This window comes from Arthrobacter sp. YAF17 (assembly GCF_052113365.1).
Classification (GTDB): Bacteria; Actinomycetota; Actinomycetes; order Actinomycetales; family Micrococcaceae; genus Arthrobacter.
The window spans coordinates 174368-200502 of record NZ_JBFRDB010000003.1 but is presented as its reverse complement, the minus strand read 5'-3'; the positions used below and the strand labels follow the sequence as shown (position 1 = coordinate 200502).

At 65.5% G+C, this 26135-nt stretch carries 25 protein-coding genes; 1 reads left to right on the top strand and 24 read right to left on the bottom strand.

What is annotated here, in order from left to right; all coding sequences use genetic code 11:
- Nucleotides 1–5 precede the first annotated feature (5 nt).
- The 24 genes from AB4Y67_RS04930 to argS all read right to left on the bottom strand — a co-directional run bounded on the left by AB4Y67_RS04930 (nucleotide 6) and on the right by argS (nucleotide 25436).
- Nucleotides 6–437, bottom strand: coding sequence for a DUF2550 domain-containing protein (locus tag AB4Y67_RS04930; protein ID WP_441404660.1), 432 nt, complete (start codon nucleotides 435–437; stop codon nucleotides 6–8).
- 10 nt (nucleotides 438–447) lie between these two features.
- The gene (locus tag AB4Y67_RS04925; protein ID WP_104172348.1) at nucleotides 448–732 is read right to left on the bottom strand and encodes a F0F1 ATP synthase subunit epsilon; all 285 of its coding nucleotides are present in this window, start codon (nucleotides 730–732) and stop codon (nucleotides 448–450) included.
- Nucleotide 733: 1 nt separating this feature from the next.
- A complete protein-coding gene (gene atpD / locus AB4Y67_RS04920; protein ID WP_056426125.1) occupies nucleotides 734–2188 on the bottom strand; it encodes a F0F1 ATP synthase subunit beta in 1455 nt (484 codons plus the stop codon).
- An 80-nt stretch (nucleotides 2189–2268) separates the two neighbouring features.
- Entirely contained in the window at nucleotides 2269–3162 is an 894-nt protein-coding gene (locus AB4Y67_RS04915) for a F0F1 ATP synthase subunit gamma (protein WP_441404659.1), read from the bottom strand.
- 76 nt (nucleotides 3163–3238) lie between these two features.
- Entirely contained in the window at nucleotides 3239–4876 is a 1638-nt protein-coding gene (atpA, locus tag AB4Y67_RS04910) for a F0F1 ATP synthase subunit alpha (protein WP_441404710.1), read from the bottom strand.
- An 87-nt stretch (nucleotides 4877–4963) separates the two neighbouring features.
- Entirely contained in the window at nucleotides 4964–5788 is an 825-nt protein-coding gene (locus AB4Y67_RS04905; protein WP_441404658.1) for a F0F1 ATP synthase subunit delta, read from the bottom strand.
- Nucleotides 5788–6336: a F0F1 ATP synthase subunit B gene (locus AB4Y67_RS04900; RefSeq protein ID WP_441404657.1), complete on the bottom strand. Its 549-nt coding sequence runs from the start codon at nucleotides 6334–6336 to the stop codon at nucleotides 5788–5790. The genes AB4Y67_RS04905 and AB4Y67_RS04900 overlap by 1 nt, the downstream gene beginning before the upstream one ends.
- A 48-nt stretch (nucleotides 6337–6384) precedes the next feature.
- Nucleotides 6385–6603, bottom strand: a complete 219-nt coding sequence (atpE, locus tag AB4Y67_RS04895) for an ATP synthase F0 subunit C (RefSeq protein WP_003804776.1) — start codon at nucleotides 6601–6603, stop codon at nucleotides 6385–6387.
- A gap of 79 nt (nucleotides 6604–6682) precedes the next feature.
- Nucleotides 6683–7483 carry a F0F1 ATP synthase subunit A gene (gene atpB, locus AB4Y67_RS04890; protein ID WP_441404656.1) on the bottom strand — a complete coding sequence of 267 codons (801 nt, stop codon included), beginning with the start codon at nucleotides 7481–7483 and terminating at the stop codon, nucleotides 6683–6685.
- Nucleotides 7484–7574: 91 nt separating this feature from the next.
- The gene (locus AB4Y67_RS04885; RefSeq protein WP_441404655.1) at nucleotides 7575–7904 is read right to left on the bottom strand and encodes a hypothetical protein; all 330 of its coding nucleotides are present in this window, start codon (nucleotides 7902–7904) and stop codon (nucleotides 7575–7577) included.
- On the bottom strand, nucleotides 7897–8382 hold the full coding sequence (locus AB4Y67_RS04880) for a hypothetical protein (RefSeq protein ID WP_441404654.1): 486 nt from the start codon (nucleotides 8380–8382) through the stop codon (nucleotides 7897–7899). The genes AB4Y67_RS04885 and AB4Y67_RS04880 overlap by 8 nt, the downstream gene beginning before the upstream one ends.
- A gap of 121 nt (nucleotides 8383–8503) precedes the next feature.
- Complete coding sequence (locus AB4Y67_RS04875) at nucleotides 8504–9529, bottom strand: MraY family glycosyltransferase (protein ID WP_441404653.1); 1026 nt, start codon at nucleotides 9527–9529, stop codon at nucleotides 8504–8506.
- Nucleotides 9526–11400 carry a polysaccharide biosynthesis protein gene (locus tag AB4Y67_RS04870; RefSeq protein ID WP_441404652.1) on the bottom strand — a complete coding sequence of 625 codons (1875 nt, stop codon included), beginning with the start codon at nucleotides 11398–11400 and terminating at the stop codon, nucleotides 9526–9528. Before AB4Y67_RS04870 ends, AB4Y67_RS04875 begins: the two co-directional genes overlap by 4 nt.
- Before the next feature lie 174 nt (nucleotides 11401–11574).
- Nucleotides 11575–12531 (bottom strand): glycosyltransferase, encoded by a 957-nt coding sequence (locus AB4Y67_RS04865; protein ID WP_441404651.1) that lies wholly within the window; start codon nucleotides 12529–12531, stop codon nucleotides 11575–11577.
- Nucleotide 12532: 1 nt separating this feature from the next.
- Complete coding sequence (locus AB4Y67_RS04860; RefSeq protein WP_441404650.1) at nucleotides 12533–13447, bottom strand: glycosyltransferase; 915 nt, start codon at nucleotides 13445–13447, stop codon at nucleotides 12533–12535.
- Between the two features lies 1 nt (nucleotide 13448).
- The gene (locus tag AB4Y67_RS04855; RefSeq protein ID WP_441404649.1) at nucleotides 13449–14246 is read right to left on the bottom strand and encodes an L-threonylcarbamoyladenylate synthase; all 798 of its coding nucleotides are present in this window, start codon (nucleotides 14244–14246) and stop codon (nucleotides 13449–13451) included.
- A 42-nt stretch (nucleotides 14247–14288) separates the two neighbouring features.
- Nucleotides 14289–15173 carry a peptide chain release factor N(5)-glutamine methyltransferase gene (prmC, locus tag AB4Y67_RS04850; RefSeq protein WP_441404648.1) on the bottom strand — a complete coding sequence of 295 codons (885 nt, stop codon included), beginning with the start codon at nucleotides 15171–15173 and terminating at the stop codon, nucleotides 14289–14291.
- A 15-nt stretch (nucleotides 15174–15188) separates the two neighbouring features.
- Entirely contained in the window at nucleotides 15189–16262 is a 1074-nt protein-coding gene (gene prfA / locus AB4Y67_RS04845; protein ID WP_224046965.1) for a peptide chain release factor 1, read from the bottom strand.
- A gap of 108 nt (nucleotides 16263–16370) precedes the next feature.
- A complete protein-coding gene (rho, locus tag AB4Y67_RS04840) occupies nucleotides 16371–18521 on the bottom strand; it encodes a transcription termination factor Rho (protein WP_441404647.1) in 2151 nt (716 codons plus the stop codon).
- Between the two features lie 326 nt (nucleotides 18522–18847).
- Nucleotides 18848–19834, bottom strand: a complete 987-nt coding sequence (thrB, locus tag AB4Y67_RS04835) for a homoserine kinase (RefSeq protein WP_441404646.1) — start codon at nucleotides 19832–19834, stop codon at nucleotides 18848–18850.
- A gap of 2 nt (nucleotides 19835–19836) precedes the next feature.
- Nucleotides 19837–20943, bottom strand: a complete 1107-nt coding sequence (thrC, locus tag AB4Y67_RS04830) for a threonine synthase (RefSeq protein ID WP_441404645.1) — start codon at nucleotides 20941–20943, stop codon at nucleotides 19837–19839.
- Nucleotides 20944–22278 carry a homoserine dehydrogenase gene (locus tag AB4Y67_RS04825; RefSeq protein ID WP_441404644.1) on the bottom strand — a complete coding sequence of 445 codons (1335 nt, stop codon included), beginning with the start codon at nucleotides 22276–22278 and terminating at the stop codon, nucleotides 20944–20946.
- Nucleotides 22279–23766, bottom strand: a complete 1488-nt coding sequence (gene lysA, locus AB4Y67_RS04820; protein ID WP_441404643.1) for a diaminopimelate decarboxylase — start codon at nucleotides 23764–23766, stop codon at nucleotides 22279–22281.
- Nucleotides 23767–23771: 5 nt separating this feature from the next.
- Complete coding sequence (argS, locus tag AB4Y67_RS04815) at nucleotides 23772–25436, bottom strand: arginine--tRNA ligase (protein ID WP_441404642.1); 1665 nt, start codon at nucleotides 25434–25436, stop codon at nucleotides 23772–23774.
- Between the two features lie 245 nt (nucleotides 25437–25681).
- Here argS and AB4Y67_RS04810 point away from each other — a divergent pair, with 245 nt between their 5' ends.
- Nucleotides 25682–26119 (top strand): FMN-binding protein, encoded by a 438-nt coding sequence (locus AB4Y67_RS04810; RefSeq protein ID WP_441404641.1) that lies wholly within the window; start codon nucleotides 25682–25684, stop codon nucleotides 26117–26119.
- The last annotated feature ends 16 nt before the right edge of the window (nucleotides 26120–26135 follow it).

Here is a 26135-nt window from a genome sequence, read left to right as displayed (position 1 = left end):
CGCGGCTAGCGCCAGGTGCCGACGCCGACGACCGGCCCGGCTTCAAGCCAGGAAGACAGCCCGGTGTAGGCGTCGAACCGCATCGCGAGCAGGACGTCCTGCCCTTCATAGCGGAGTTCCACGATCACGGCATCGGGCTGGACCTTGACCAGCTCGGATTCGGTGGGCTTGCGCCTGCCGATCAGCTCCAGCGAACTACGGCGGAAAGTGTGCTTTGGCCGCATGCTCAGCGAGGCAAGGCGGAACCACTCAAGGTCGTTGTCCTGATAACGACAAACCCCCATCTGCCAGCTGTTTCCAGCCGTGCAAATGGAGGCGTCCACCGTGCCCAGGGCGCGCCGCAGATTGAAGCGGCGCACCCCGGAAAGGCACAGTGCAAGTACCAGCAACGCAAAGATCGTTGCCAGGACGATGAACGGAAAAACAGTATCGTTCATCAAGGTCGTGCTAGCGGATCCCCGCAGTAGCCGCGTCGCCCATTTGGGCGTTGTCAGCAACAATGACGACCCGGTTGTTGTCGACGGAGAAGAATCCCCCGTCGACTACTACAGCAATGCGGTCACCGGAAACCGGCTCGATGGCCAGCTCACCTTCGGCCAGAATCGCCAGCAGGGGCGAGTGGCCGGGCAGGATTCCGATTTCACCATCGCTGGTGCGGGCCTTGACCATCTTGGCCGCTCCGGACCACACAAAGTGGTCTGCTGCGACAATCTCAACCTCAAGCTCAGCCATATTACTTGGTCTGTTCCTGGATCTTGGCCCACTGGCGCTCGACGTCATCCAGGCCGCCGACGTTGAAGAACGCCTGCTCTGCGATGTGGTCCAGCTCGCCGTCGCAGATCGCGGTGAAGCCTTCCACGGTGTCCTTGATGGACACGGTGGAGCCTTCGACGCCGGTGAACTGCTTGGCGGTGTAGGTGTTCTGCGAGAGGAACTGCTGGATGCGGCGTGCACGCGACACGACGATCTTGTCCTCTTCAGACAGTTCGTCAACGCCGAGGATGGCGATGATGTCCTGGAGTTCCTTGTTCTTCTGCAGGATCTGCTTGACGCGGACGGCTGTGTTGTAGTGGTCGTTGCCGATGTACTGCGGATCCAGGATGCGGGAGGTCGACGTCAGCGGGTCAACGGCCGGGTACAGACCACGGGAAGCGATTTCACGGGAAAGTTCCGTGGTCGCGTCGAGGTGTGCGAAGGTCGTGGCCGGAGCCGGGTCGGTGTAGTCATCTGCGGGGACGTAGATGGCCTGCATCGAGGTGATCGAGTGGCCCTTGGTGGACGTGATGCGCTCCTGGAGGAGACCCATCTCGTCAGCCAGGTTGGGCTGGTAGCCCACGGCGGACGGCATGCGGCCGAGGAGGGTGGAAACCTCAGAGCCTGCCTGTGTGAAGCGGAAGATGTTGTCGATGAAGAGCAGCACGTCCTGGTTCTGCACATCGCGGAAGTACTCGGCCATGGTCAGCGCGGACAGGGCCACGCGCAGACGCGTTCCCGGCGGCTCATCCATCTGGCCGAAGACAAGGGCGGTGTCCTTGAGGACGCCTGCCTCTTCCATTTCAACCCAGAGGTCGTTGCCTTCACGGGTACGCTCGCCGACACCGGCGAACACCGAGGTGCCGCCGAAGTTGCGGGCAACACGGGTGATCATTTCCTGGATCAGAACGGTCTTGCCGACGCCGGCACCACCGAACAGACCGATCTTGCCACCCTTGATGTACGGGGTGAGAAGGTCGATGACCTTGATGCCGGTTTCCATCATCTCGGTGGAACCCTCGAGCGTCGCGAAGGCGGGAGCCTTGCGGTGGATGGGCCAGCGCTCGGTGATCTCGAGTTCCGACTCAGCCACGTCAAGCGGCTGTCCGAGGACGTTGAAGATGTGTCCCTTGACGACGTCGCCGACGGGGACGGAGATGGGGGCGCCCGAGTCCACTACAGCGGTGCCGCGGACGAGTCCGTCGGTTGCCTGCAGGGAGATGGCGCGAATGACGTTGTCGCCGAGGTGCAGAGCAACCTCGAAGGTGATCGTCTTGGTCTCACCGTTGAGAGTAATCTCGGTGGTGAGTGCGTTGTAAATCGAGGGGATTGCGTCAGCCGGGAATTCGACGTCGACAACCGGGCCAATAACACGTGCAATACGGCCGGTAGCACCGGTCGTCGCGGCTACGTGTTCGGTAGCTGTGGCAGTCATCTCTCTCACTTCACTCAGTAGATGGCGTTGGGGTTAAGTTTACTTTGGTGCAGGTAAAGCTGGTTCCGAATTCGGGGAGGTTATGACGCGTTCAACGCGTCGGCACCGGCCACGATTTCGGAGAGCTCCTGCGTAATTTCAGCCTGGCGGGCGGTGTTGCGCAGACGCGTGAACTTCTTGATGAGCTCCGTGGCGTTGTCGCCGGCGGACTTCATTGCCCGCTGGCGGGCAGCGAGCTCCGAGGCTGCTGCCTGCAGCATCGCGGCGAAGATACGTGATTCGATGTAGCGCGGCAGCAGAGCATCGAGAACCTGCTCCGTTTCCGGCTCGAATTCGTAGAGCGGCAGGAGGTCCGATTCGGACGATGCCTGCTCTTCGACAACCTCAAGCGGGAGAAGACGGACAACCGTCGGCTCCTGCGTGACCATTGACTTGAAGCGGGTGTAGACGACATGAATCTCGTCGACGCCGCCCTCTGCGTAATCGGTCGCAAAGTCAGCCAGCAATGCCTCGCCGATTTCCTGTGCGGTGGCAAACTCCGGTGCGTCCGTGCCGCCGGTCCAAACGCGCTCGTAAGGACGGTTCCGGAAGTCGAAGTATGCCTGCGCCTTGCGGCCGACCAGGTACATCTTGACTTCTTTGCCTTCCTCGACGAGCAGCTCGTTGAGGCCTTCGGCCTGCTTGAGCACGCTCGCGGAGTACGATCCTGCGAGGCCACGGTCCGAGGTGATTACCAGGACGGCGGCCCGGCGGATCTGCTCCGGCTCGGTGGTCAGCGGGTGGTCGATTTCGCTCTGGCTTGCGACAGCAGAAACGGCACGCGTGATGGCGTTTGCGTAAGGCAGTGAAGCTGCTACGCGTGCCCGGGCCTTGCCGATGCGCGAGGTAGCGATCAGTTCCATCGCCTTGAAGATCTTGCGCATCGACGTCGTCGAGCTGATCTTCTGGCGGTAGACCCGGATCTGGGCTCCCATACTTATCCTTTCCTAAGATCCCGGTGGCCGGGACTGCCGGAACCCGCGAAGGTCCCGGCAGTCCCTGCCAGCGAAACTAGCGCTTCTGCTTGACGATTTTTTCCTGGTCGACCTGTGCCTCGTCGATGGCGGCGTGCTCTTCATGGCCCGCACCCACCAGGAGGCTGTCTCCCTCGCCGAAGAAGCCCTTCTTGAAGTCCACGATCGCGGTCTTCAGTGCTTCTGCAGTGTCATCGCTCATGACGTTGGTCTGGGCCAGCGTCGTCAGGATGGAGGACTTGTGTTTGAGGTGCTCCAGGAACTCGGTCTCGAACCGGTTGATGTCCTCAACCGGAACGTCGTCCAGGTGTCCGTTGGTGCCGGCCCAGATGGAGACGACCTGGTCCTCGACCGGGAACGGCGAGTACTGGCCCTGCTTGAGCAGTTCCATCAGGCGTGCACCACGGGTCAGCTGCTGGCGCGATGCGGCGTCGAGGTCCGACGCGAACATTGCGAACGCCTGCATGTCGCGGTACTGGGCCAGTTCCAGCTTCAAGGTACCGGAGACCTTCTTCATGGACTTGACCTGGGCGGAGCCACCCACGCGGGAAACGGAGACACCCACGTCGACGGCCGGACGCTGGTTGGCGTTGAAGAGGTCCGACTGCAGGAAGATCTGGCCATCGGTGATGGAGATCACGTTGGTCGGGATGTACGCGGAGACGTCGTTTGCCTTGGTCTCGATGAGCGGCAGGCCGGTCATCGAACCTGCACCGAGCTCGTCGGAGAGCTTGGCACAACGCTCCAGGAGGCGGGAGTGCAAGTAGAAAACGTCGCCCGGGTAGGCTTCGCGTCCCGGCGGGCGGCGGAGCAGCAGCGATACTGCACGGTAGGCCTCGGCCTGCTTGGAGAGGTCATCAAACACGATGAGGACGTGCTTGCCGCCGTACATCCAGTGCTGGCCGATTGCCGAACCGGCGTACGGTGCCAGGTACTTGAAGCCTGCGGGGTCGGACGCGGGAGAAGCCACGATGGTCGTGTACTCCAGTGCGCCGTTGTCCTCGAGGGTCTGGCGGACAGCCGCGATCGTGGATGCCTTCTGGCCGATGGCCACGTAGATGCAGCGCACCTGCTTGTTGACATCGCCGGAAGCCCAGTTGGCCTTCTGGTTGATGATCGTGTCGATCGCGATTGCCGACTTGCCGGTCTGGCGGTCACCGATGATCAGCTGACGCTGGCCGCGGCCGATCGGAATCATGGCGTCGATAGCCTTGAGGCCGGTCTGCATCGGCTCGTGGACCGACTTGCGCTGGGTCACGCCGGGCGCCTGGAGTTCCAGTGCACGGGTGGTCTCGGCCTTGATCTCGCCGAGGTCGTCGATGGGCTCGCCCAGCGGGTCGACTACGCGGCCGAGGAAGGCGTCGCCCACCGGTACGGACAGAACCTGTCCGGTGCGGTGAACTTCCTGGCCTTCTTCGATGCCGGTGAAGTCACCGAGGATGATGACGCCGATCTCGCGCACGTCGAGGTTCTGGGCCAGGCCCAGGGTGCCGTCTTCGAAGCGAAGCAGCTCGTTCGCCATGACCGAGGGAAGGCCCTCAACACGGGCGATGCCGTCACCTGCGGTTGTTACACGGCCGACCTCTACGCGCTCTGCGTTTCCGGGTTCGTAGGACGCCGCGAACTCGTTCAACGCATTACGGACGTCGTCGGCGTTGATGGTCAATTCGGCCATCTGCAGTCCCTGCTCTCCTGTTTTCGTGATCATCGTTGCTCACGATGACCGGGGTTTCGTTTCGTTAAGTTGTGCTTGTCCGGCTGGCTAGGCAAGCTGACGGTGAAGCTGGCCCAGGCGGGCGAGGACCGAAGCGTCTACCACTTCGTCACCGACCTGGATCCGGATGCCACCGATAAGTGCCGGGTCAACGTTCATGTTGATCTTGAGCTCGCGACCGTAGAGGGCGTTGAGCCCCGCCTGCAGGCGGCTGGTCTGTGTCTCCGTCAGCGGACGGGTGACACTGACCGTTGCAATCCAGCGCTGCTGGCGCTTGGCTGCCAGCTCGGCGAAACGACGGACAAGCTTGGTCACCTTGAGCCCGCGCGGCTGCGAAACTGCCTGTCCGATAAGGACTTTCGCTTCTTCGCTGGCACTGGGCACGAGCTTTTCGGCGAGGGCAACCTTGGCAGCCGGGCTGGCCTGCGGTTCGGACACAGCACGCTGTACCTCGTGGTTGGACTCCACAGCCTGGTTGAAGGAGAACAGATCGTTCTCCAGCGCTTCCAGCCCGGTGATTCCTGAGGCAGAGACGGCAGACTTGTTTTCAGCAACGGCGATGACCACCGAAGCGGCAAGAGTCTCGAGTGCATCGCCGATGTCCCGGGCGGATGCCCAGCGTGAGCCGGCCAGTCCGCTCGCAATTTCCACAGCATCCGCGGAGACTTTCCCACTGAAGAGCTGCTTGATAAGCGCCGACTTTTCGTCACCGGAGCGGGACGGGTCAGTCAGGGCGCGGCGCAAGCCAGCCGAGCTGTCCACCGTTCCCAGGATTCCGAAGAGTTCCTTAGCCAACTGCAGCGAGGCAAAAGGAAGCTTGGCTTCCAGCGCCACCAGGGCTGCGGTCAGCGATTCGCTCGATACACCTGCCATTACTTAGCTACACCTGCGTTCTGGTTCTCCAGATCTGCCAGGAAACGGTCAACCACACGGGCCGAACGCGCGTCGTCCTCGAGGGACTCACCGACGATGCGGCCTGCCAGCGTGGTGGCAAGCGTGCCCACCTCCGTGCGGAGCGACACAACGGCCGCCTGACGCTCGGACTGGATCGCAGCGTGGGCCTGTGCCGTGATGCGGGCAGACTCTACAGCTGCCTTCTCCTTCAGGTCCGCAAGGATCTGAGCGCCTTCGGCGCGGGCTTCCTCGCGGATGCGGTTGGCCTCGGCACGGGCATCGGTGAGCTGCTGCTTGTACTCCTCGAGTGCAGCGGAAGCCTCTGCCTGTGCCTTTTCAGCCTTGGCGATGCCGCCTTCAATGGCCTCCGCCCGCTCGGCGAAGGTCTTCTCGAACATCGGGACAACGTACTTGACCACGATGAACATGAGAACAGCGAAGCCGGCGAAGACGACAAGCATTTCCCAGGGATTGGGAACCAGAGGGTTAGTGCCCTCTGTGGCGGCTGAGATGATCGTTTGATGCATATTTCACCCGTCCTTATCTACTCGGTTCTGGATGTTCGGTTGTTCTGTTTACTTGAGAACGAACGCGAAGACCAGGCCGAGGATGGCGAGGGCTTCAGTCAGCGCAAGGCCGAGGAATGCGATCGGCTGCAGGACGCGCTGGGCTTCCGGCTGACGTGCCACACCGTTGATGTAGGCGGCGAACACGAGACCCACACCGATACCACCACCGATGGCGGAGAGGCCGTAGCCGATGAGGTTGAGGGAGCCGTTGATGGAGCCTTCCATTTTTCTTCCTTTCAAGATGCCACCTATGTGGCAGGTTGTTTGGGTTGCTTCATCCCCGTGAGGGGAAGTTTGTGGGAGCCTAGTGGCTATCGGCGTTTAGGGCGCCTTCGATATAGATCGCGGTCAGCAGCGTGAAGACGTAGGCCTGCAGCACCATGATCAGCGCCTCGAGCATGTACATCGCGATGGCGCCGCCAAGGACGAGTACGGACGCGCCCTTCATGAGAACGCTTTCCTGCATCACGAGGAACTCGATGCCGGAACCGGCGATCATGACGATCAGGTGGCCGGCCAGCATCGTGGCGAACAGACGGAGGCTGTGCGTGACCGGGCGGACCAGGAAGTTGGAGATGATCTCGATCGGGATAACGATCGGGAGGATGTACCAGGGAACGCCGGAAGGAACCGTAGCGAGCTTGAAGTACTTCAGGCCGTTCTTCCTGACGCCGATGGCGATCCAGGTGATGTACACGATCCCCGCGAGCACGTAGGCACCGCCGACGTGCGAGAAGGTCGGAAGCTGGATCAGCGGGATGGCACCGTAGATGTTGTTTACCAGGATGAAGAAGAAGAGGGTGAACAACAGCGGGACGTACTTCATGAAGTCCCGGCCGCCGATGATGTCCTTGGCAATGCCGTTGCGGACGAAGCTATAAGCGGCCTCGCCTGCGAACTGCAGCTTGCCGGGGACCAGCTGCTGCTTCCGCGCAGCTAGCAGAAAGAATGTAGCGATAATAACGACCGAAAGGATTACCAGCAGCATCTGCTTGGAGAATCCATCGACCGCCCCCCACGGCAGGATTGCCGGCAGGTGGATTTCTTCAATTCCAGGAGGCGTAAAAGTTCCTGAATCTTGGGCCGGGAGCGCAAGCGCGATCAACGCGTTTCCTCTCTGCAGTGTCCATCATTGGGCGTTGGTAGGGAAAAGGCGGCGTAGCTGCCGGCCTGTCCCCCTGTGAAATTATTTGGCATTACTGATCCTCGTCCTTGGACGGGCCACGTGCAGCATTGTCCCCGCCAACGGAATTATCCGGGCTGGTGAGGCCGTGCATATGAGAAAGATAGAACCCTCCCGCGGCTCCCAGCAGGGCGCCTGCGAGCACAATCCAGCGGGTTCCCCACAGATTATCCAGACCCCACCCTATCAAACTCCAGACGAGGATTCCGCCAACAATGTAGCTGAAGACGGCGATGCCGGCGTTGTATCCGCCGTCGTGTCCTTTGTCGGAAACACCGGGGGCTCCGGAGGTGCTTTGAGGGGTGCGGGGCTTGTTCTTCCGCCAGTCTTTGCGGCTAAACATCGGTGCCGCCTTCAGGGATCTCCGGGTCGTTATAGAGCTGCAGCCGTGACTTGCTGAAACCGTAGATCTCGGCAGCCTGCCACAGGACCACGGTCACGACGGCGCCGGCCAGGAACCAGCTCCCGTTCAGCCACTCCGGGCTGCCGATCGCGAACAGCACCACAGCAAAGCCGACGACCTTGATGAAGTAGGTGGCCGCGAACAGGCCGATGGCACCGGAAGAATGGTTCCGGCCGCCGAAGTGTCCGACCAGGAGGCTGATCGCGAAGAAGGCGATCACCAGCACCCCGCCGAAGAGGGATGACAGCGCGGCAGCTGTGCCGTCGAGCAGCAGTGCCGTCAGGCTGGTGAGCAGCAGGGCGCCGCCGCCAACGGCCGAACTGATGGCCAGCAAGCGCAGCCACAAGGATTTTGTGGGACCTGAGACACCAACGGGTCCGGCGCCGGGCGTTCGCCCGGGTTCGGCGTTGGAGGTCATGTGATCCCAATCGTCGAGGTGTTGGTTGCTGGTCAGACGTCGCGGCGTGAACCCGCCCCTGAATTCTACACGAGATAGAACACGCCGTTGTCCGGTTCGTCATCTGGCGCCGTTGCGGTGTCTAGGATGCCGGCACCCGGGTGACCTTCTTCCGCCGCCGGAGGCGCCGGATGAGGTCCGGGGAGGCAAGGTAGAGCGCCAGTACGGCCAGGCTTCCGGCCACGCAGAGCACCACCGCGGGCAGCGGTGCCGTGGCCGCGATGAACCCAAGGACGATCACTGCGGCCGTGCATACCGAGACAGTGCCGGCCGACTGCAGGTGCGAGAAGCCGACGTCGGTCAGCCGCTGGTACACGTGCTCGCGGTGGGACGCGTACCACCTTTCGCCGGCGTTGATCCTGCGCAGCAGGGTGTACCCGGTGTCGGCCAGGTACACCAGGATCGGGGACAGGACATATTCCACGTACACGCCGCTCAGGAACCCTGCCACCGCCAGGGCCGCAACCGAGGCGCCGAGCAGGTAGCTGCCGACGTCGCCCAGGAATACGGAGCCCCGGGAGAGGTTCCACGGCARGAACCCCAGGAAGGCCATGGCCAGCACGGCGCCGCCGGCGGTCAGCCATGGCTGCCCGGACAGCGCTCCGGCCACCGCATACGAGCTGCCCGCGAGGATGCCGTGGAAACTGGAAATCCCGTTAATGCCGTCCATGAAGTTGGCGATGTTGATATAGGCGGCAATGGCCAGCGCGGCCAGCGGCAGCCACCAGAAGGACTGGCCGGTGAGGACCAGCAGGGCCGTGGACCCGGCAGCACCGATCCCCAGCTGCGCGGCGGCGCGGCCCCGGATGGAGAGACCCCGGAGGTCTTCGATCCAGCCCACTCCCGCGCTCGCGACGATGATCGCCAGGACCACAAGGAAGACCGACCGGTCCACTGTCACCGCCCCCAGCAGGACGGCGGCCGCATATCCGATGCCGGTGGCCAGGGACACGGCCACCCCCATGCCGCGGATGGTGGTCCGGGCGTGGGACGACCTGGCCGAAGGAACGTCAACGACGCCCATCCTGACCAGCCACGGCTTGACCGCGAACGGAAGCAGGATGCTCGCGAGCAGGGTGATGCCGGCGGCGAGGTAGACRGGCATCATGACGCCGCCCTGATGCTCTCGCCCGGTTCATCCGCCTCGTCGTCAGGGATGGACTCGATGTCCAGGCCCTGCTCCGCCTCACAGCGGGCCAGCCAGACATCAAGGTCCAGCCCGTCCGGGTCCTGCTCGTGGGCCCGGGTGTGCGAAATCTTCGGATGCAGTGGGCGCTCGTCCAACTCGCCCGTCCCCACGAGTTCCTCATGGAGCTTCTCTCCGGGACGGAGCCCGGTGTAGATGATGTCTACCTTCTTGCCGGACATCGCGATCATGCGCTGGGCGACGTCCAGAATCCTGACCGGTTCCCCCATGTCAAGGATCATGACCTCGCCTCCGCATCCGATCGCGCCGGCCTGGATCACCAACTGGCAGGCCTCCGGGATCGTCATGAAGAAGCGGGTGACCTCGGGGTCCGTCACCGTCACGGGTCCGCCGACGCGGATCTGTTCCGTGAAGAGCGGCAACATCGAGCCGCGGCTTCCCATCACGTTGCCGAACCGGACGGAGACGAATTTGCGGCCGGTCTGGCCCGCCATCCAGGCGGCCAGCTTTTCGGCGACACGCTTGGAGTGGCCCAGCGCCGTCGTCGGATTTGCCGCCTTGTCGGTGGAAATATTCACAAAATGTGAAACGCCGGTGCGTTCGGCGGCGCGCAGCACGTTCAAGGTGCCCAGGACGTTGGTCTTCCAGGCCTCGACCGGATACTGCTGCAGCAGCGGTGCGTGCTTGAGGGCGGCAGCGTGGAACACTACCTCCGGGCGGCGGTCCTGGAAAATCTCCTGGAGGGCGGCCCCGTCGCGGATGCTGGCCAGGACAGTGTCACGCCCGGCGAGCAGTCCCCGCCCGGTGATGGAAATCTGCGTTTGCTGCAGCCCGGTTTCGTCATGGTCAAGCATGATCAGTTCCGCCGGAGCAAACTGGACGATCTGCCGGCACAGCTCGGAGCCGATGGAGCCGCCGGCACCGGTGACCAGGACGCGCTTGTCCTTGATATAGCCGGCAATCTCGTCGACCTTGATGTCCACCGGCCGCCGCCCGATCAGGTCCTCGACCGCCACGTCGCGGAAATCGGAGAAACCTTCGGGCGCCCCCCGGCCAAGCATGTCGCGCAGCGGGGGAAGGACCAGCACCCTGACATTCAGTCCGGCTACGGCGTCGGAAATCCGCCGGACCACGGCCGCCTCCACGTTGGCGAAGGCCAGCACCAGCACGGAGGCGCGGGTGCGGCGGATGAGGGCCGGCAGGTCATCGCCGCGGCCCAGGACCTGGACGCCGGAGAGCCGCAGGTGCTTCTTGGTGGGGTCGTCGTCGATCAGCCCTACCGGGAAATACGGCGAATCGGCATCCTGCAGCATGCGCGTCAGCAGGGAGTTGCCGAGGAAGCCCGCACCATAGATCAGGGTGTTCTGCGCGCCCTCGCCGGGGCGGTTCTTGCCCTCGACGTAGAGCCTCTTGGCGTAGCGGGCTGCTCCCATAAAGAGGCAGGCGAACGGGAACGCGATGAGCCCGACGCTGCGGCCGATCCCGATGGTTTCATAGAGCACCAGCAGGCTCAGCGTGATGGAGGCGGCCACAATCACGGTGACGAAGACGAGGGCCTTGGCCTCCTGGAAACTGCCGAAGGGGTACCTGCCGCGGTACAGTGCCAGCGCGTACCCGGCCGCGGCCTGCACAACGATAGCGATGGCCATGATGATGATGGCGCTGACCAGCTGTTCTTCGCGGATGCCCATCTCGTAGCGCAGCAGCAGGGCCAGGATGATCGCCACAACCCACGACATCGAGTCGAGGAAAAGCTGGATCCAGATCCAGAGCGGGGGCTTCTTCTCGTCCCGTGCTGCGGCGGGTTCGCGCGCTTCAGATTTCGTAGTCAACAGAGATTGCAACCGACTTCCACTACCACGGCGGCCATGCGCCTGTTTCAAAAATTACCCGCCGTGCAACTGTCGGACAGCACCCGGGTCTCCCACGATACTAATCGCTATCGTGCTGGAAACTGGGCTCCGTGCCGGTCACGAGGGGCTGGTCCAGCTTGATCCGCGCCGGAGTCAGCCCTGATCCGGGGCCGTCCCGGAGGGCACCGGCGGCATCGGCTGCCAGCTGCGGTCGGCAAGGATGCCGCGCGATTCGCGCCATCCCTGCCACAGGGCACCGGCCCCCTTGATGCGGCGTTCAACCAGCACCAGGCGCACGAGTTCCTTCAGGTAGGTCAGTGCCGTCCCGGCACCGAATCCGAGCCGGTGGTACTTGCCGTGCGCGCGCAGGTACTGCGCCACATGGCCCCGGTTCCGCATCACATAGCGGCGGCTCAGGTCGGAAGAATCGTTGAGGTGGCGCACCCCCAGGTCCACCTGGCGCTGTGCCCGGACCTTCTTGATGACAAAGGCGTTCACGTAGACCACCGGCGTCTGCTGTGCGGCCAGCCAGCCGTAGATCAGGTCATCCCAGGTGATAAAGAACCGCGGGTCCGGCAGCCCGATGGTCCGGGCCACCGACGCCTGGATCAGCATGCCCTCGAAATTTCCGACGTTGGTGGGGAAAACCTGGGACGTACGGAACACATCGCCGCGGACGGGCAGGAAGACGCCCAGCGCCTCAACAAAATGGTGCTGCCAGAAGAACGGCTTGCCAGCGGCGTCGTAGCGCCGACCGATCATGCAGGAGTACTCCGCCGTGAACTCATCGAGCGCCTCCACGGCCCCCGGGAGCACCTCGACGTCGTCGTCCATGAGCCACAGCCACTCTGCGCCGGCGCCGAGGGCAAGTTCAACGCCGCGGGAGAACCCGCCGGAGCCGCCCACATTCGCGGCCAGCCGTTCGTACTGGATGGGCAGTCCGCCGGCGGTCATGGCGCGGGAGACGACGTCGGCGGTGTGGTCCGTGCTGGCGTTGTCCACCACCACGATCCGGTCCGGCCGGGTGGTCAGGCGGCTGAAGGAATCGAGCAGATTCTGCAGGAAGTCGGCACGGTTGTACGTGACGACGACGGCAAACAGGTTCTTCACATCAGGCCTGGCGGTTGGTGGACATAAGCCGGGTGGGTGAGCCGAAGCCCTTTCCGCGGAAACCGGTGGAATAGGCCCCGAACCAGTGCGCCAGGCCTTTGAGGTCCCCGTTCTTCAGGAAGTAGTAGGGGAAACCGACGATGTCCGCGCCAAACCAGCGCAGGTTCCGGTATTTGCGGGTGAGGTAGCCGCGGTTGCGGAAGTAGCAGTACCGCTTGAACTCCCCCTCGGGGATGACCGGGGTGATGAAACCGCCAAAGACGGGCTTCATCTCGGTCCACGTGGCGGGGTGCTGCACCGCGACAGTAGCAAGTGTGCCGTACTTCAGGCCGGCCTTCTTTACGCGCGACAGGAAATCGACTTCATCGCCGCGGATGAAGAACTTCACGTCGGGGATTCCGATCTTGTAGAAGACCTCGGTGCGGATCAGGGCGCCGTTGAAGAAGTGCACCATGTCCGGGAGGTAGCCCATGGGCGCCAGCCGAGAGCGGTCGTTGGTCAGCAGCCCGTTGATGCGGAAGTTGAACGAGAGCCGGTTGGGGTCGGCGGTGGCGGCGACGAGCGGGCTCACGATGTCGAGCTGGTGCTCCTCCGCGGTCTTGAGCAGTTCGGCGAGGCAGCTTGCATCCTCGGGGTGGCCGTCGTCGTCCATCATCCAGATCCAGTCCGCGCCGCTGGCCATGGCGGCCAGGATCGCGTAGGCGAATCCCCCGGCGCCGCCGAGGTTGGCTTCGGAGCGCAGGTAGTTGATGTTGTCCCCGCCGGCGCTGACGATCTCCGTCGCCGGAACGGTGCCCGAGTCCACGAGCGCGATCGAGTGGATGGGGGCGGTCTGTTCGGCAAGGCCTTTGAGGAGGAGGGTGAGCTCCTCATGGCGGTCAAAGGTTACTGCCGCGACGGCGACTTTGGGCTGCATATCAGTTCCTCGGGGAATCGTCGACGGCGGTTGCACCGGCTTCGGCGGTTGCGCTGGCTTCAGGGGATGCGCTGGCTTCAGGGGTAGCGCTGGCGACGGCGGTTGCGCTGGCTTCGGGGGTCTCGACGGCGGCAGGCTCCTCGCCGACGCCCAGCACGCCAGGGACAACTTCACGGAGCCGTTCCAGGCTGATGGCGCCCTGGCGGACCACCCGCAGCGGCACGGCGGTGCCGTCGACGATGGTGGACGGCAGCGCGTCGGCGCCCTCGGTCGGGCGGTGCCCGCCCTCGAGGTAGACCTCCACCGACTCGGCGAGCTGGGCTTCGGCGTCGGCCGCGGTCTGCGCCGCCGGCTGGCCCGTGCGGTTCGCCGAGGAGACGGCCAGCGGCCCGGTCAGCGTGAGCAGGTCCTGGGCGACGTCGTCGGCCGGGATCCGCAGGGCGACGGTGCCCTTGGTTTCGCCAAGGTCCCAGTCGAGGGACGGCTGGGCATGCAGGATGAGGGTCAGTCCGCCGGGCCAGAACGCCTCGGCCAGGCGACGGGCCTCGGCCGGGACATCGGTGGCGAGGCCGTCGAGGGCATTGAGCCGCGGAATGAGGACGGGCGGCGGCATCTTGCGGCTGCGGCCTTTCGACGCGAGCAACAAGGTCACGGCGAGGGGGGAGAACGCATCGGCGGCGATCCCATACACGGTGTCCGTCGGGAGGACCACACACTTGTGCTCCCTGATGGCCCGCTGCGCATGTTCGAGTCCCGCAGCGCGTTCCTCGGCTGCCGTGCAATCGTAGCTAGTCGTCACTGGCCTATTCTTTCATCACGTCGGGTAGTGCCCGGGCCGCCGTCAGGCAGCCGGGCCGGCGAGGACGGCGCTGGTGGCCCGGTCCTTGCCGTTGAGGTCGCGGTGGGTGGTTACCCCGGTCCACAGCCCGGACCGCTCCAGCATGGCGGCGATCCATTCGGCCTGGACTTCGGCATGCTCCATCACGAAGTAGCCCCCGGGGACCAGCAGCCGGGCCGCCGAGGCCGCCGCCGCCGTCGGAAGCTCCATGCCGTCCGCTCCCCCGCCGTACAGCGCCTCGGGCGGATCGTGCAGCGCAACTTCGGGTTCGTTGGGGATGGCTTCGGCGGGGATGTAGGGAGGATTGGAGACGACGACGTCGAAGGTTCCGTTGTGCGCGGGCAAGGCATCGCGCAGGTCACCGCGGATGAGGTGGACGCCGAGGGGCAGAAGGTTTTTGGCCGCCCAGGCGTGCGCAAACTCGCTGAATTCGACGGCGTGGACCTCCGCACCGGGGACTTCGTGGGCGATCGAACCGGCGATGGCCCCGGAGCCCGTGCCAAGGTCCACAACTTTGGGATGAGACGTGCCCTGCAGCCGGCCCGTGTCTTTGAGCCAGTCCAGCACGAGCTGCACCACGGATTCCGTTTCCGGCCGGGGAATGAAGACCCCCGGTCCCACGGCGAGTTCCAGGTAGCGGAAATGCGCGACGCCGGTGATGTGCTGCAGCGGAATGCGCCGGGCCCGCTCCGCGACGAGCTCCCCGTAGCCCTCCGGTGCCGGGGTGTCCCCCAGCATCATCGCGCGCAGCCTGCCAAGCCCCACGCCAAGCAGGTGCTCGGCCAGGAGTTCGGCGTCGACCCGGGGACTCGGGACGCCGGCGGCGGTCAGGGCGGCGGTAGCCTCGCGGACCGCGTCCGCGAGACTAGGGCCGTTGCCTTCTGTCATCAAGACGGGGCCGGACTAGTCGCCGATGGCGTCGAGGCGGGCCTGTTCGTCCATCTCGATGGCCGACTGGATGACCGGTTCCAGGTCGCCGTTCATGACCTGGTCCAGGTTGTACGCCTTGTAGCCGGTGCGGTGGTCCGCGATCCGGTTTTCAGGGTAGTTGTAGGTGCGGATGCGCTCGGAGCGGTCCATGGTGCGGATCTGCGACTTGCGCTGGGCCGAGTTTTCGGCGTCGATCTGCTCCTGCTGGTGCGCCAGGATACGGGCGCGGAGGACGCGCATGCCGGCTTCGCGGTTCTGCAGCTGCGACTTCTCGTTCTGCATGGCCACCACGATGCCGGTCGGAAGGTGGGTGATCCGGACGGCGGAGTCGGTGGTGTTCACGGACTGGCCGCCGGGGCCGGAGGAACGGTAGACGTCGATCTTCAGGTCGTTCTGGTTGATCTCGAGCTCTTCGGGCTCGTCGACTTCCGGAAGGACCAGCACGCCGGCAGCCGACGTGTGGATGCGGCCCTGGGATTCCGTCACGGGAACGCGCTGCACACGGTGCACGCCGCCCTCGAACTTGAGCCGGGCGTAGACGCCCTCGGCGGGATCGTTCGAGCTGCCCTTGATCGCCACCTGGACGTCCTTGTAGCCGCCGAGGTCCGACTCGTTGGCGGAAATCATTTCGGTCTTCCAGCCGCGGGATTCCGCGTACCGGGTGTACATCCGCAGCAGGTCGGCCGCGAACAGGGCAGCCTCATCGCCGCCTTCACCGCCCTTGACCTCGAGGATCACGTTGCGGGCATCGTCCGGATCCCGCGGGATCAGCAGCCGGCGCAGCTTCGCCGCAGCCGTCTCCAGCGATTCCTCCAGCTCCGGCACCTCCGCGGCAAACTCCGGGTCCTCGTCCGCCATTTCCTTGGCAGCCGCCAGGTCATCCTGGATGCCGTGCCAGGCGTGGTACGCCTCGACAATGCCGTTCAACTGGGCAGAACGCCGCCCCAGCTTCCGGGCAAGCTTCTGGTCAGCATAAACAGCAGGATCCCCCAGCTGCGCCTGGATAGCATCATGCTCATCCAACAGGCCCTGTACGGACTCAAACATTTTCAAAACCTTTCAACGCTCTGCGTCTAAGTCTAGTAACAGTATGTCAGCAGCAACGCGAAGGGGCGGGGCCGGCAAAAATATGCGACGGCCCCACCCCCAGCTCAGCTACTTGTCGTTATCGGACTTCGCACCAAGCGTCGTCTTCTGCACCTGCATGAGGAACTCGACGTTGCTCTGGGTCTCCCGGATCTTGTTGGTCAGCAGCTCAAGGCTCTGCTGCGTCTCAAGGCCGGAGAGGACGCGGCGCAGCTTCCACATGATCTTGACTTCCTCGGGGGAAAGCAGGTTCTCTTCGCGGCGGGTACCGGACGCGTTGACGTCCACGGCCGGGAAGATGCGCTTGTCCGCGAGCTGGCGGGACAGGCGCAGTTCCATGTTGCCGGTGCCCTTGAACTCTTCGAAGATGACCTCGTCCATCTTGGAACCGGTCTCTACGAGCGCGGTGGCGAGGATGGTGAGCGAGCCGCCGTTTTCGATGTTGCGGGCTGCACCGAAGAAGCGCTTCGGCGGGTACAGCGCGGCGGAGTCGACGCCACCGGACAGGATGCGGCCGGAAGCCGGTGCTGCCAGGTTGTAGGCGCGGCCCAGGCGGGTCATGGAGTCGAGGAGCACCACAACGTCCATGCCCATTTCCACGAGGCGCTTGGCGCGTTCGATGGAGAGCTCGGCCACGGTGGTGTGGTCGTCGGCGGGACGGTCGAAGGTAGAGGCAATAACCTCGCCCTTGACGGTGCGCTGCATGTCCGTGACTTCTTCGGGACGTTCGTCAACGAGCACCATCATGAGGTGGACCTCAGGATTGTTGGTGGTGATGGCGTTGGCGATGGACTGCAGGATGAGCGTCTTGCCGGCCTTCGGCGGCGAAACGATCAGGCCACGCTGGCCCTTGCCGATCGGGGCAACCAGGTCGATGACGCGGGGGCCGATCTTCTTCGGGTCCGTCTCGAGGCGCAGGCGCTCGGAGGGGTACAGCGGGACGAGCTTCGCGAATTCGACGCGGTCCTTGAGTTCCTCGGGGGTCTTGCCGTTGACCGAGGTGACGCGGACCAGGGCGTTGAACTTCTGGCGGGCGGACTGCTGCTGGCTGCGGTCTTCGCCTTCACGCGGGGCGCGGATGGCACCGACGACGGCGTCGCCCTTGCGCAGGTTGTACTTCTTGACCTGGGCGAGGGACACGTAGACGTCGTTCGGACCGGGCAGGTAGCCGGAGGTGCGGATGAACGCGTAGTTCTCCAGCACGTCCAGGATGCCTGCGACGGGCAGCAGGACGTCATCCTCGGTGACCTCGACGTCGTCGACGTCCGGCCCCTGGGCGCGTCCCCGGCGGCGGTCGTTGCGGTCACGGAAGCGGTCGTTGCGTGAGGTGTTGTCGCGGCTGTCCTGCCCGCCGGAGCGGTCGGGACGGTCATTGCGGTCGCGCCGGTTGCGGCGGTTCCGGCGGCTGCCGCCGTCGCTGTCGTCATTGTCGCGGGTGCCCGCATTGTCGCGGGTGTTATCGCGGCTGCCGGCAGCCTCGTCGCGGCCGCCGCGGGTGCGGGTGTTCTCACGGCGCTGGCCGTCATCGCTGCCCTGTTCAGCCTGGCGCTGCTCGGTGCGCTGGTCAGCCTGGCGCTGCTCGGCCGGGGCCTCGACAGCCGGGGCTGTGCCCTGGGCCGCGCCTTGGGCAGTGCCCTGACCTCCGGTCGGCTCGGCGGCTTCGCCGCGGCGGCGGTTGCGGGTGCGGGGCTGGCGGGTGCGGTCGCTGCCTTCGGTAGCGGAGGCGGCAGAACCTGCACCGGCAGCGCCGGTTTCAACAGAACCGGTCTCGGCGGCAGCTGCGGGGGCTTCCACTGCGGGAGCGGCGGCGGGTGCTTCGGCGGCGGGAGTCGTGATGACACCGTCGCTGCCGGCGCGGCGGCTGCGGCCACGTCCACGGGCCCGCGGGTTTTCCTGGGCCGGGGCCTCGGAATCGGCGGCGGCAGGTGCAACGGCCGGAGCCGCGGACTGGGAGACGGTGCCGTTGTCGGTCGCCTTTTCAGCAGCGCGGGCCGGAGCCTTGCTCACGGGAGTGCCGGCGCGGTGGGCGGAAATGGCGGTCACAAGATCGCCCTTCCGCATCCGGGAACCGCCGGAGATCCCCAGCTGGCTGGCAAGAGCCTGGAGCTGGGCGAGCTTGAGGCCGGCGAGGCCGCTGCTCTTGGCGGGTGCTGCCGTTGACGATCCGGCAGCAGAAGATGATGTTTCCACAGCTGAAGACAGCTCAGTGGTTTCGGTCACGAAGGATCCTTCCCCCTCGACGGCGTCCAGGCTAGGAGCTGGACGCGATGATTTTGATCCGGGCTGCAGTTCAGATCTGCAGCCGCGATTTTCGGCCCTGCCGGATGGATATTGGCCAGCACGGCCGGATACTGCATTCACCTGGCGCGTTCCGAAAATGAGGAACGGCGGGCTGACTTTTCAGGGAGGCAGAGATAGTTTCTGCGGATTCCTGCGTCAGACCGAAAGCAGGTGGCACCGGAAAATATTGCGCAGTGAAAGATGAGAGAGGCAACTAGGCCAACATCGCGGTCTTGTGAACGGTATTTTACATACCGCCTGCGTGATTACCGCCGGTGCACTTCCACTTTAGCACCTTCAACGTCCACAGCCAGCTTCATCACACGCCAGCCCACCTCCGGCGTGTTGCCGGACGTGAAGGAGCCGATAAACCCGACGGCGGCCTCCGCCTGGGCCTCCCCGTTGGCAAGGACCAGCACGGTGGGACCGGCCCCGGAGACGACGGCGGCGAAGCCTGCGCGCCGCAAGGCAGCGATCAGGTCGGCGCTGGGCCGCATGGCCGCGGCGCGGTAGCTCTGGTGCAGGTAGTCCTCGGTGCCGGCCAGCAGGAATTCCGGCTTCTGCGTCAGCGCGTGGATCAGCAGGGCCGCACGCCCCGAATTCATGGCCGCAGCGTGGTGGCCAACCGAGGCGGGAAGGAGGGCCCGCGCCGCTTCGGTTGACAGTTCAAAGTCCGGCACGGCTACCACCGGGATGACCGTGGCGGCCACGGCCGCGCAGGTGCTGCTGTACTGGTCACTGTCCTGCCATGACAGCGCCAGTCCGCCGAAAATCGCGGGTGCGACGTTGTCCGGGTGGCCTTCCATCTCACTGGTGAGCTGGAGGACCCAGTCCTTGTCCCGGCGGAACGGCTCCGGAACCAGGGCGTTGGCAGCGGTCACGGCCGCGACCACGGCACAGGCGGAGGAGCCAAGGCCCCGGCCGTGGGGATTGATGTTGTCGGCGGTGATCCTCAAGCCCTCGTGCCGGAAGCCGAGGCGGTGCAGGGCCTCGGTGATGGCCCTGACCACCAGGTGGCTGGCGTCGCGGGGCAGGGATTCCGCGCCTTCCCCGCTGAGTTCGAACTCCAGCTCGCCGCTGTCCAGGGTTTCCACCGTCAGGGTGTCGAACAGCGTCAGCGCCAGGCCGAGGCTGTCATACCCGGGTCCGAGGTTCGCGCTCGTGGCCGGCACGCGGACGGTCACGAGCTGCCCGGCCGGAACCGCCGGGGTGTCGGCGGCGGACTCGGCCGGGATGGTGAGGGTGGTTTCCACGGCTACTTTTCTTCCAGGCCCAGGGCTGTGGCCACGGTGACCACGTCGTTCGAGACCTTGACCGGCTGCACTTCACTGCCGTCCTCGGTGCGGAGCGCCCACTGCGGATCCTTGAGGCCATGGCCCGTGACCGTGATGACGATTGTCTTGCCGGCCGGCACTTCGCCGGCGGCGTGCTTCTTGATCAGCCCGGCGACGCCGGCAGCGGAGCCCGGCTCGACGAAGACGCCTTCACGGGCGGACAGCCAGCGGTGGGCGGACAGGATTTCCTCGTCGGTCACGGCCTCGATTACGCCGCCGGACTCGTCGCGCGCGGCGACGGCGGTCTCCCAGGACGCGGGGTTTCCGATCCGGATGGCGGTCGCGATCGTGTCGGGTTCCGTGATCGGGTGGCCGGCGACGAACGGTGCCGCACCCGCGGCCTGGAAGCCCCACATGACGGGGGTCTTGGTTGAGACTGCGGCGAGCGTGCCGGCGGTGACGGATTCGAAGGGCGCACAGTATTCCTTGTAGCCCTTCCAGTACGCGGTGATGTTTCCCGCGTTGCCGACCGGGAGCACGTGGAAGTCCGGGGCGTCACCGAGCGAGTCGACCACTTCGAACGCGCCGGTCTTTTGGCCCTCGATCCGGGCGGGGTTGACCGAGTTGACCAGGAACACCGGGTAGGACTCACCCAGCTTGCGGGCGATGTCGAGGCAGTCGTCGAAGTTGCCGTCGACCTGCAGCAGGGTTGCACCGTGCGCGATCGCCTGGCTGAGCTTGCCCATGGAGATCTTGCCTTCGGGCACCAGCACCACGCATTTGAGCCCGGCGGCGGTGGCGTACGCGGCGGCGGACGCGGAGGTGTTGCCCGTGGAGGCGCACACCACGGCCTTGGCGCCGGCGGCGACGGCGGCCGTCATGGCCATGGTCATGCCGCGGTCCTTGAAGGAGCCGGTCGGGTTCATCCCCTCGACCTTGAGGTAGACATCGCTGCCGGTGAGCGCGGAGAGCTGCTGCGCGTGGACGAGCGGGGTGCCGCCCTCCCCCAGGGTGATGACCGTCGTCTCCTCGGTGACAGGCAGACGATCAGCGTATTCGCGGATGACGCCGCGCCATTGGTGAGCCACTTAGACTCCTTCTACCCGCAGTACGGATGTAACGGAATTGATGACGTCCAGGCCCTTGACGGCCTCGACGGTGGCTGCCAGTGCAGCCTCGCTTGCGCGGTGGGTCACGATCCGGAGTTCCGCTGATTCGATGTTGGAATCAGCATCGCGGTGGATGGTCTGCCGCATGATTTCGATGGAGACCCCGTGCTCGGCGAAGAGACGGGCGATTTTTGCCAGCACACCGGGCTGGTCCGCGACGTCGAGGCCGATGTAGTAGCTGGTAACCGCGGAGGCAATGGGCAGCGCCAGGACCTGGCCAGTCGTCGTCTCAGCGCGGCCGGGGCCGCCGAGGACGATGCTGCGGGCAGCGGAGATGAGGTCGCCCATCACGGCGGAGGCGGTGGGCTTGCCGCCGGCACCCTGGCCGTAGAACATCAGCTCGCCGGCGTTTTCGGCCTCGACGAAGACGGCGTTGAAGGCGCCGTGGACTGCAGCCAGCGGGTGCTCCCGCGGCAGCAGCGTCGGGTGCACGCGCACGGAGACGCCGGTGTTGCCGTCGGCTGTTTCCGTGCCTGCGGCCGCCCCCAGCTTCTCGGCGATGGCCAGCAGCTTGATGACGAACCCGGCGTCCTTCGCCGCGGCGATGTCGGCGGCGGTGACGGAGCTGATGCCCTCGCAGTACACATCGTCCAGGGAGAAGCGGGTGTGGAAGGACAGCGAGGCAAGGATCGCGGCCTTGGACGCGGCGTCGTGGCCCTCGACGTCGGCGGTGGGGTCGGCCTCCGCGTAGCCCAGGCGCTGCGCCTCGGCCAGGGCGTCGGCGAACTGGGCCCCGGTGGAATCCATCTGGTCCAGGATGAAGTTGGTGGTGCCGTTGACGATGCCGAGCACCCGGGTGATCCGGTCGCCGGAGAGGCTGTCCCGGATGGGCCGCAGGATGGGGATCGCGCCGGCCACGGCGGCTTCGTAGGACAGCTGCACGCCGGCCTTGTCCGCTTCCTCGTGGAGGGTGGGACCGTCCTTGGCAACGAGCGCCTTGTTGCCGGTGACCACGCACGCACCGTTCCGCATGGCGGCCAGGATCAGGCTGCGGGCGGGCTCGATGCCGCCCATCAGCTCGATCACCAGGTCGGCGTCCTTGACGAGGGTCTCGGCGTCGGTGGTGAACAGCTCCCGCGGCAGATCGACCTCGCGGGGGGCGTCGATGTTGCGGACGGCGATGCCGGCCAGCTCCAGGCGGGCGCCGGCACGCGACGCCAGCATGTCGGCGTCGTCGAGGAGAATCCGCGCAACCTGGGCCCCGACGTTGCCACAGCCCAGCAGGGCTACTTTCAGGGTTCGCAATTCGGTCATTCAGACTCCCATGTCGCGGTTGAGCAGATCTTCTTCGGTTTCCCCGCGGACAATGAGCCGGGCAGATCCGTCGCGCACAGCGACTACGCCCGGCCGGGCCAGATAGTTGTAGTTGCTTGACAGGGCCCAGCAGTAGGCGCCGGTACCCGGTACAGCGAGCAGATCACCGGCTGCCACGTCCTCGGGCAGATATACATCTCTAACAACTATGTCGCCGCTCTCGCAATGTTTGCCCACTACGCGGGACAACTCCGGGGCCGCGTCCGACGTCCGTGAGGCCAGAATTGCCGAGTAATCCGCGTCGTACAGCACCGGACGCGGGTTGTCGCTCATTCCGCCGTCGACCGACACATACCGGCGCGGGTGCGTAACGTCGTTCTCCGCGTTTTCGCCCGGGGCGTCGACCCGGACGGTCTTGAGCGTGCCCACTTCGTAGAGCGTGAACGTGGTGCTGCCGACGATCGCACGGCCCGGTTCGATCGAAATCCGCGGGGCGGAGATCCCCAGCTCAGCGCATTTGGAGCGGACGACGGCGGCCATCGCCTGGGCGATTTCGGCGGCCGGGCGCGGGGTGTCCACCGGCGTGTAGGCGATGCCGTAGCCGCCGCCGAGGTCGAGTTCGGGGAGCACGATCGAGTACTTGGCCTGCATCGCGGCGAGGAAGTCCAGCAGTTTCTCCGCGGCGAGGGCGAAGCCGTCCGGTTCGAAGATCTGCGAGCCGATGTGGCAGTGCAGGCCCAGGAGTTCGATGCTGGCGTGGCCGGACGCGGCCGCCACGGCTTCCTCCGCCGCGGACAGGCCGGCCTGCTCGGTGGAGTCCTCCGCCATGGAGAGGCCGAACTTCTGGTCCTCGTGGGCCGTGGCGATGAACTCGTGGGTGTGGGCGTGGACCCCCGGGGTCAGCCGCAGCATGACCTTGGCGGTTTCGCCGCGGTTGGCGGCGATCGCTGCGACGCGTTCGAGCTCGGCGAGGCTGTCCACCACGATCCGGCCCAGTTTCAGGTCCAGCGCCCGGTGGATCTCGCCGTCGGACTTGTTGTTGCCGTGCAGCGCGACGTCGGCGCCGGGGATCCCGGCGCGGGCGGCGACGGCGAGTTCCCCGCCGGAGGCCGTGTCCAGCCGCAGGCCCTCTTCCTCGACCCAGCGGACCACTGCGGTGCACAGGAAGGATTTGCCGGCGTAGTAGACGTCCACTCCCCCGCAGATGTCGGCGAAGGCGTCATTGAAGGCGTCGGAGAAGGCGCGTGCCCGGGCGCGGAAGTCGGTCTCGCTCAGGACAAACAGTGGCGTGCCGTACTGGCGCTGGAGCTCGCTGACGGAGATGCCGTCAATGGCGAGTTCGCCGGCGTCGTTGCGTTCGACGCCGCCGGCCCACAGGGGCTCGTGCAAGGCGTTGAGGTCGGCGGGGACCTGCAGCCACTCCGGTGCGAGCGGGGAAGCTGCGCCGGCCTGGTTCAACGGGGCAGGGTTGGACGGGCTCGTGGTCATGGCGGTTACATCCGTTCCGGCGCCGAGACGCCCAGCAGTTCCAGTCCGTTGGCCAGCACCTGGCTCGTGGCGTCGTTGAGCCACAGCCGGGTGCGGTTCAGGTCGGTGATCGGCTCGTCGCCCTGCGGGGCCACGCGGCAGGCGTCGTACCAGCGGTGGTAGGCACCAGCGATGACCTCGAGGTGGCGGGCCACCCGGTGCGGCTCGCGCAGTTCAGCAGCCTTGGCCACAATCGAGGGGTAGCTGCCCAGGTAGGAGAGCAGCTCGTTCTCCGTCGCGTGGTCGAGGAGCGAGGCCACGAAGCAGTCTTCGCCGTCCACCCTGCGCTCCACCCCGGCGGCAACGGCATTGCGGGCGGTGCCGCGGGAACGGGCATGGGCGTACTGGACATAGAAGACGGGGTTCTCGTTGCTGTGCTTCTTCAGCAGCTCCGGGTCCAGGGTCAGGGGCGAATCGGCGGGGAAGCGCGCCAGCGAGTAGCGGACCGCGTCCTTGCCCAGCCAGGAGATGAGGTCCTTGAGCTCGATGATGTTGCCGGCCCGCTTCGAGAGCTTGGCGCCGTTGACGGATACCAGCTGGCCGATCAGGACCTCGATGTTGACCTCGGGGTCGTCGCCGGCAGCGGCCGCGATCGCCTTGAGCCGGTTGATGTAGCCGTGGTGGTCGGCGCCGAGCAGGTAGATCTTCTCGGTGTAGCCGCGGTCCTTCTTGGACAGGTAATAGGCGGCATCGGCGGCGAAGTAGGTCGGCTCGCCGTTCGCGCGGATCATTACGCGGTCCTTGTCGTCACCGAAGTCGGTCGTGCGCAGCCAGACTGCACCGCCGTCGTCGTAAACGTGGCCCTGTTCCCGGAGCCGCGCGACGGCGTCTTCGATCGCCCCGGCGTCGTGGAGTTCCTGCTCGGAGAAGTAGACATCGAATTCGACGCCGAACCCGGCGAGGGTGCTCTTGATGTCGTGCAGCTGCGCCTTGTACGCAGCGCCGCGGATCACCGGCAGGGCGGCGACGTCGGTCAGTTCGCGGATGTCCGGGTGCCGGGTCAGCACCTCGTGGCCAAGATCCGCGATGTACTCGCCGGGGTAGCCGCCTTCCGGGACGCCGCGGCCGTGCAGCCGCGAGAGCACGGAGTGGGCGAAGACGTTCATCTGCGATCCGGCGTCGTTGATGTAGTACTCCGCAGTGACGTCCGCGCCGGAAGCCCGGAGGACGCGGGCGATCGCGTCGCCCAGGGCGGCCCAGCGCGTGTGGCCGATGTGCAGCGGGCCGGTKGGGTTCGCGGAGACGAACTCCATGTTGACCGTGTGGCCCGCGAGCGCCGTGTTGGTGCCGTAAGCACGCCCCGCCTCGACGATGGCCTTGGCGAGGGCACCGGCGGCGGCGGCGTCGACGGTGATGTTCAGGAACCCCGGTCCTGCGATGTCGACGGCGGACACACCGTCGATGGTCTTTAGCCGGGCGCTCAGGACGGAGGCGAACTCCCGGGGGTTGGTCCCCGCGGTTTTGGCCAGCTGAAGGGCGATGTTGGTGGCCCAGTCGCCGTGGTCCCGGTTCTTCGGACGCTCAACGCGCACCTCATCCGGGACGTCGGATGCGGAAAGCCCGATTTCGCCGGCGGCGACGGCGTCCTTCAGGCAGGCGGATATGGCGAGGGAGAGTTCTTCTGGGGTCACACTTCCAGCCTACCGGTGGCCCGCAGTGTGGCGGAATTTGGCGCCCGTCATGACAACGGGGCCCGCCTCCGGGCGCGCTGCCTGGGCAGCGTCGGAAAAACCACAGTTCACGGCGGCAGGATCACAGGGTGAACCACTACGCTGATTTACACGTCGTTATCGGAGTATCCGCTGCGGGCCATCCTTGGGGGCCACAGCGTTCCTTCACTCCCCACCCGATCGTCGCTAGAGAAATGAGCCGCTGCATGAACACCTCTCTCCGAAAAAGCGTTTTCGTCGGCATCGCCGGACTTTCCCTGGCCGGCTCGGCAGCCGGCTGCGCTCCCGGGCAGGCTTCCACCCCGCCGGCCACCAGCGCCGCACCGTCAGCCGCCGCGGGTGCCGGCACCTACAAGGACGGGACCTACAGCGCGGACGGCAACTACGTCTCGCCGAACGGCAACGAGACCGTGGGTGTGGAACTTACGCTAGCTGGCGGCACCGTGACCGGAGTCAAAATCACGCCGCACCCGACCAACTCCAATACCCGGAAGTTCCAGGGCGAGTTCTCCGGCGGCATCCAGTCCCAGATCGTCGGCAAGAAACTCGACGAGATCAAGGTCTCAAAGGTCGCAGGTTCATCACTGACGAGCGGCGGCTTCAACCAGGCTGTGGACAAGATCAAGTCCGAGGCCGGGGCCTAGCAGCCAGTCATAGCCG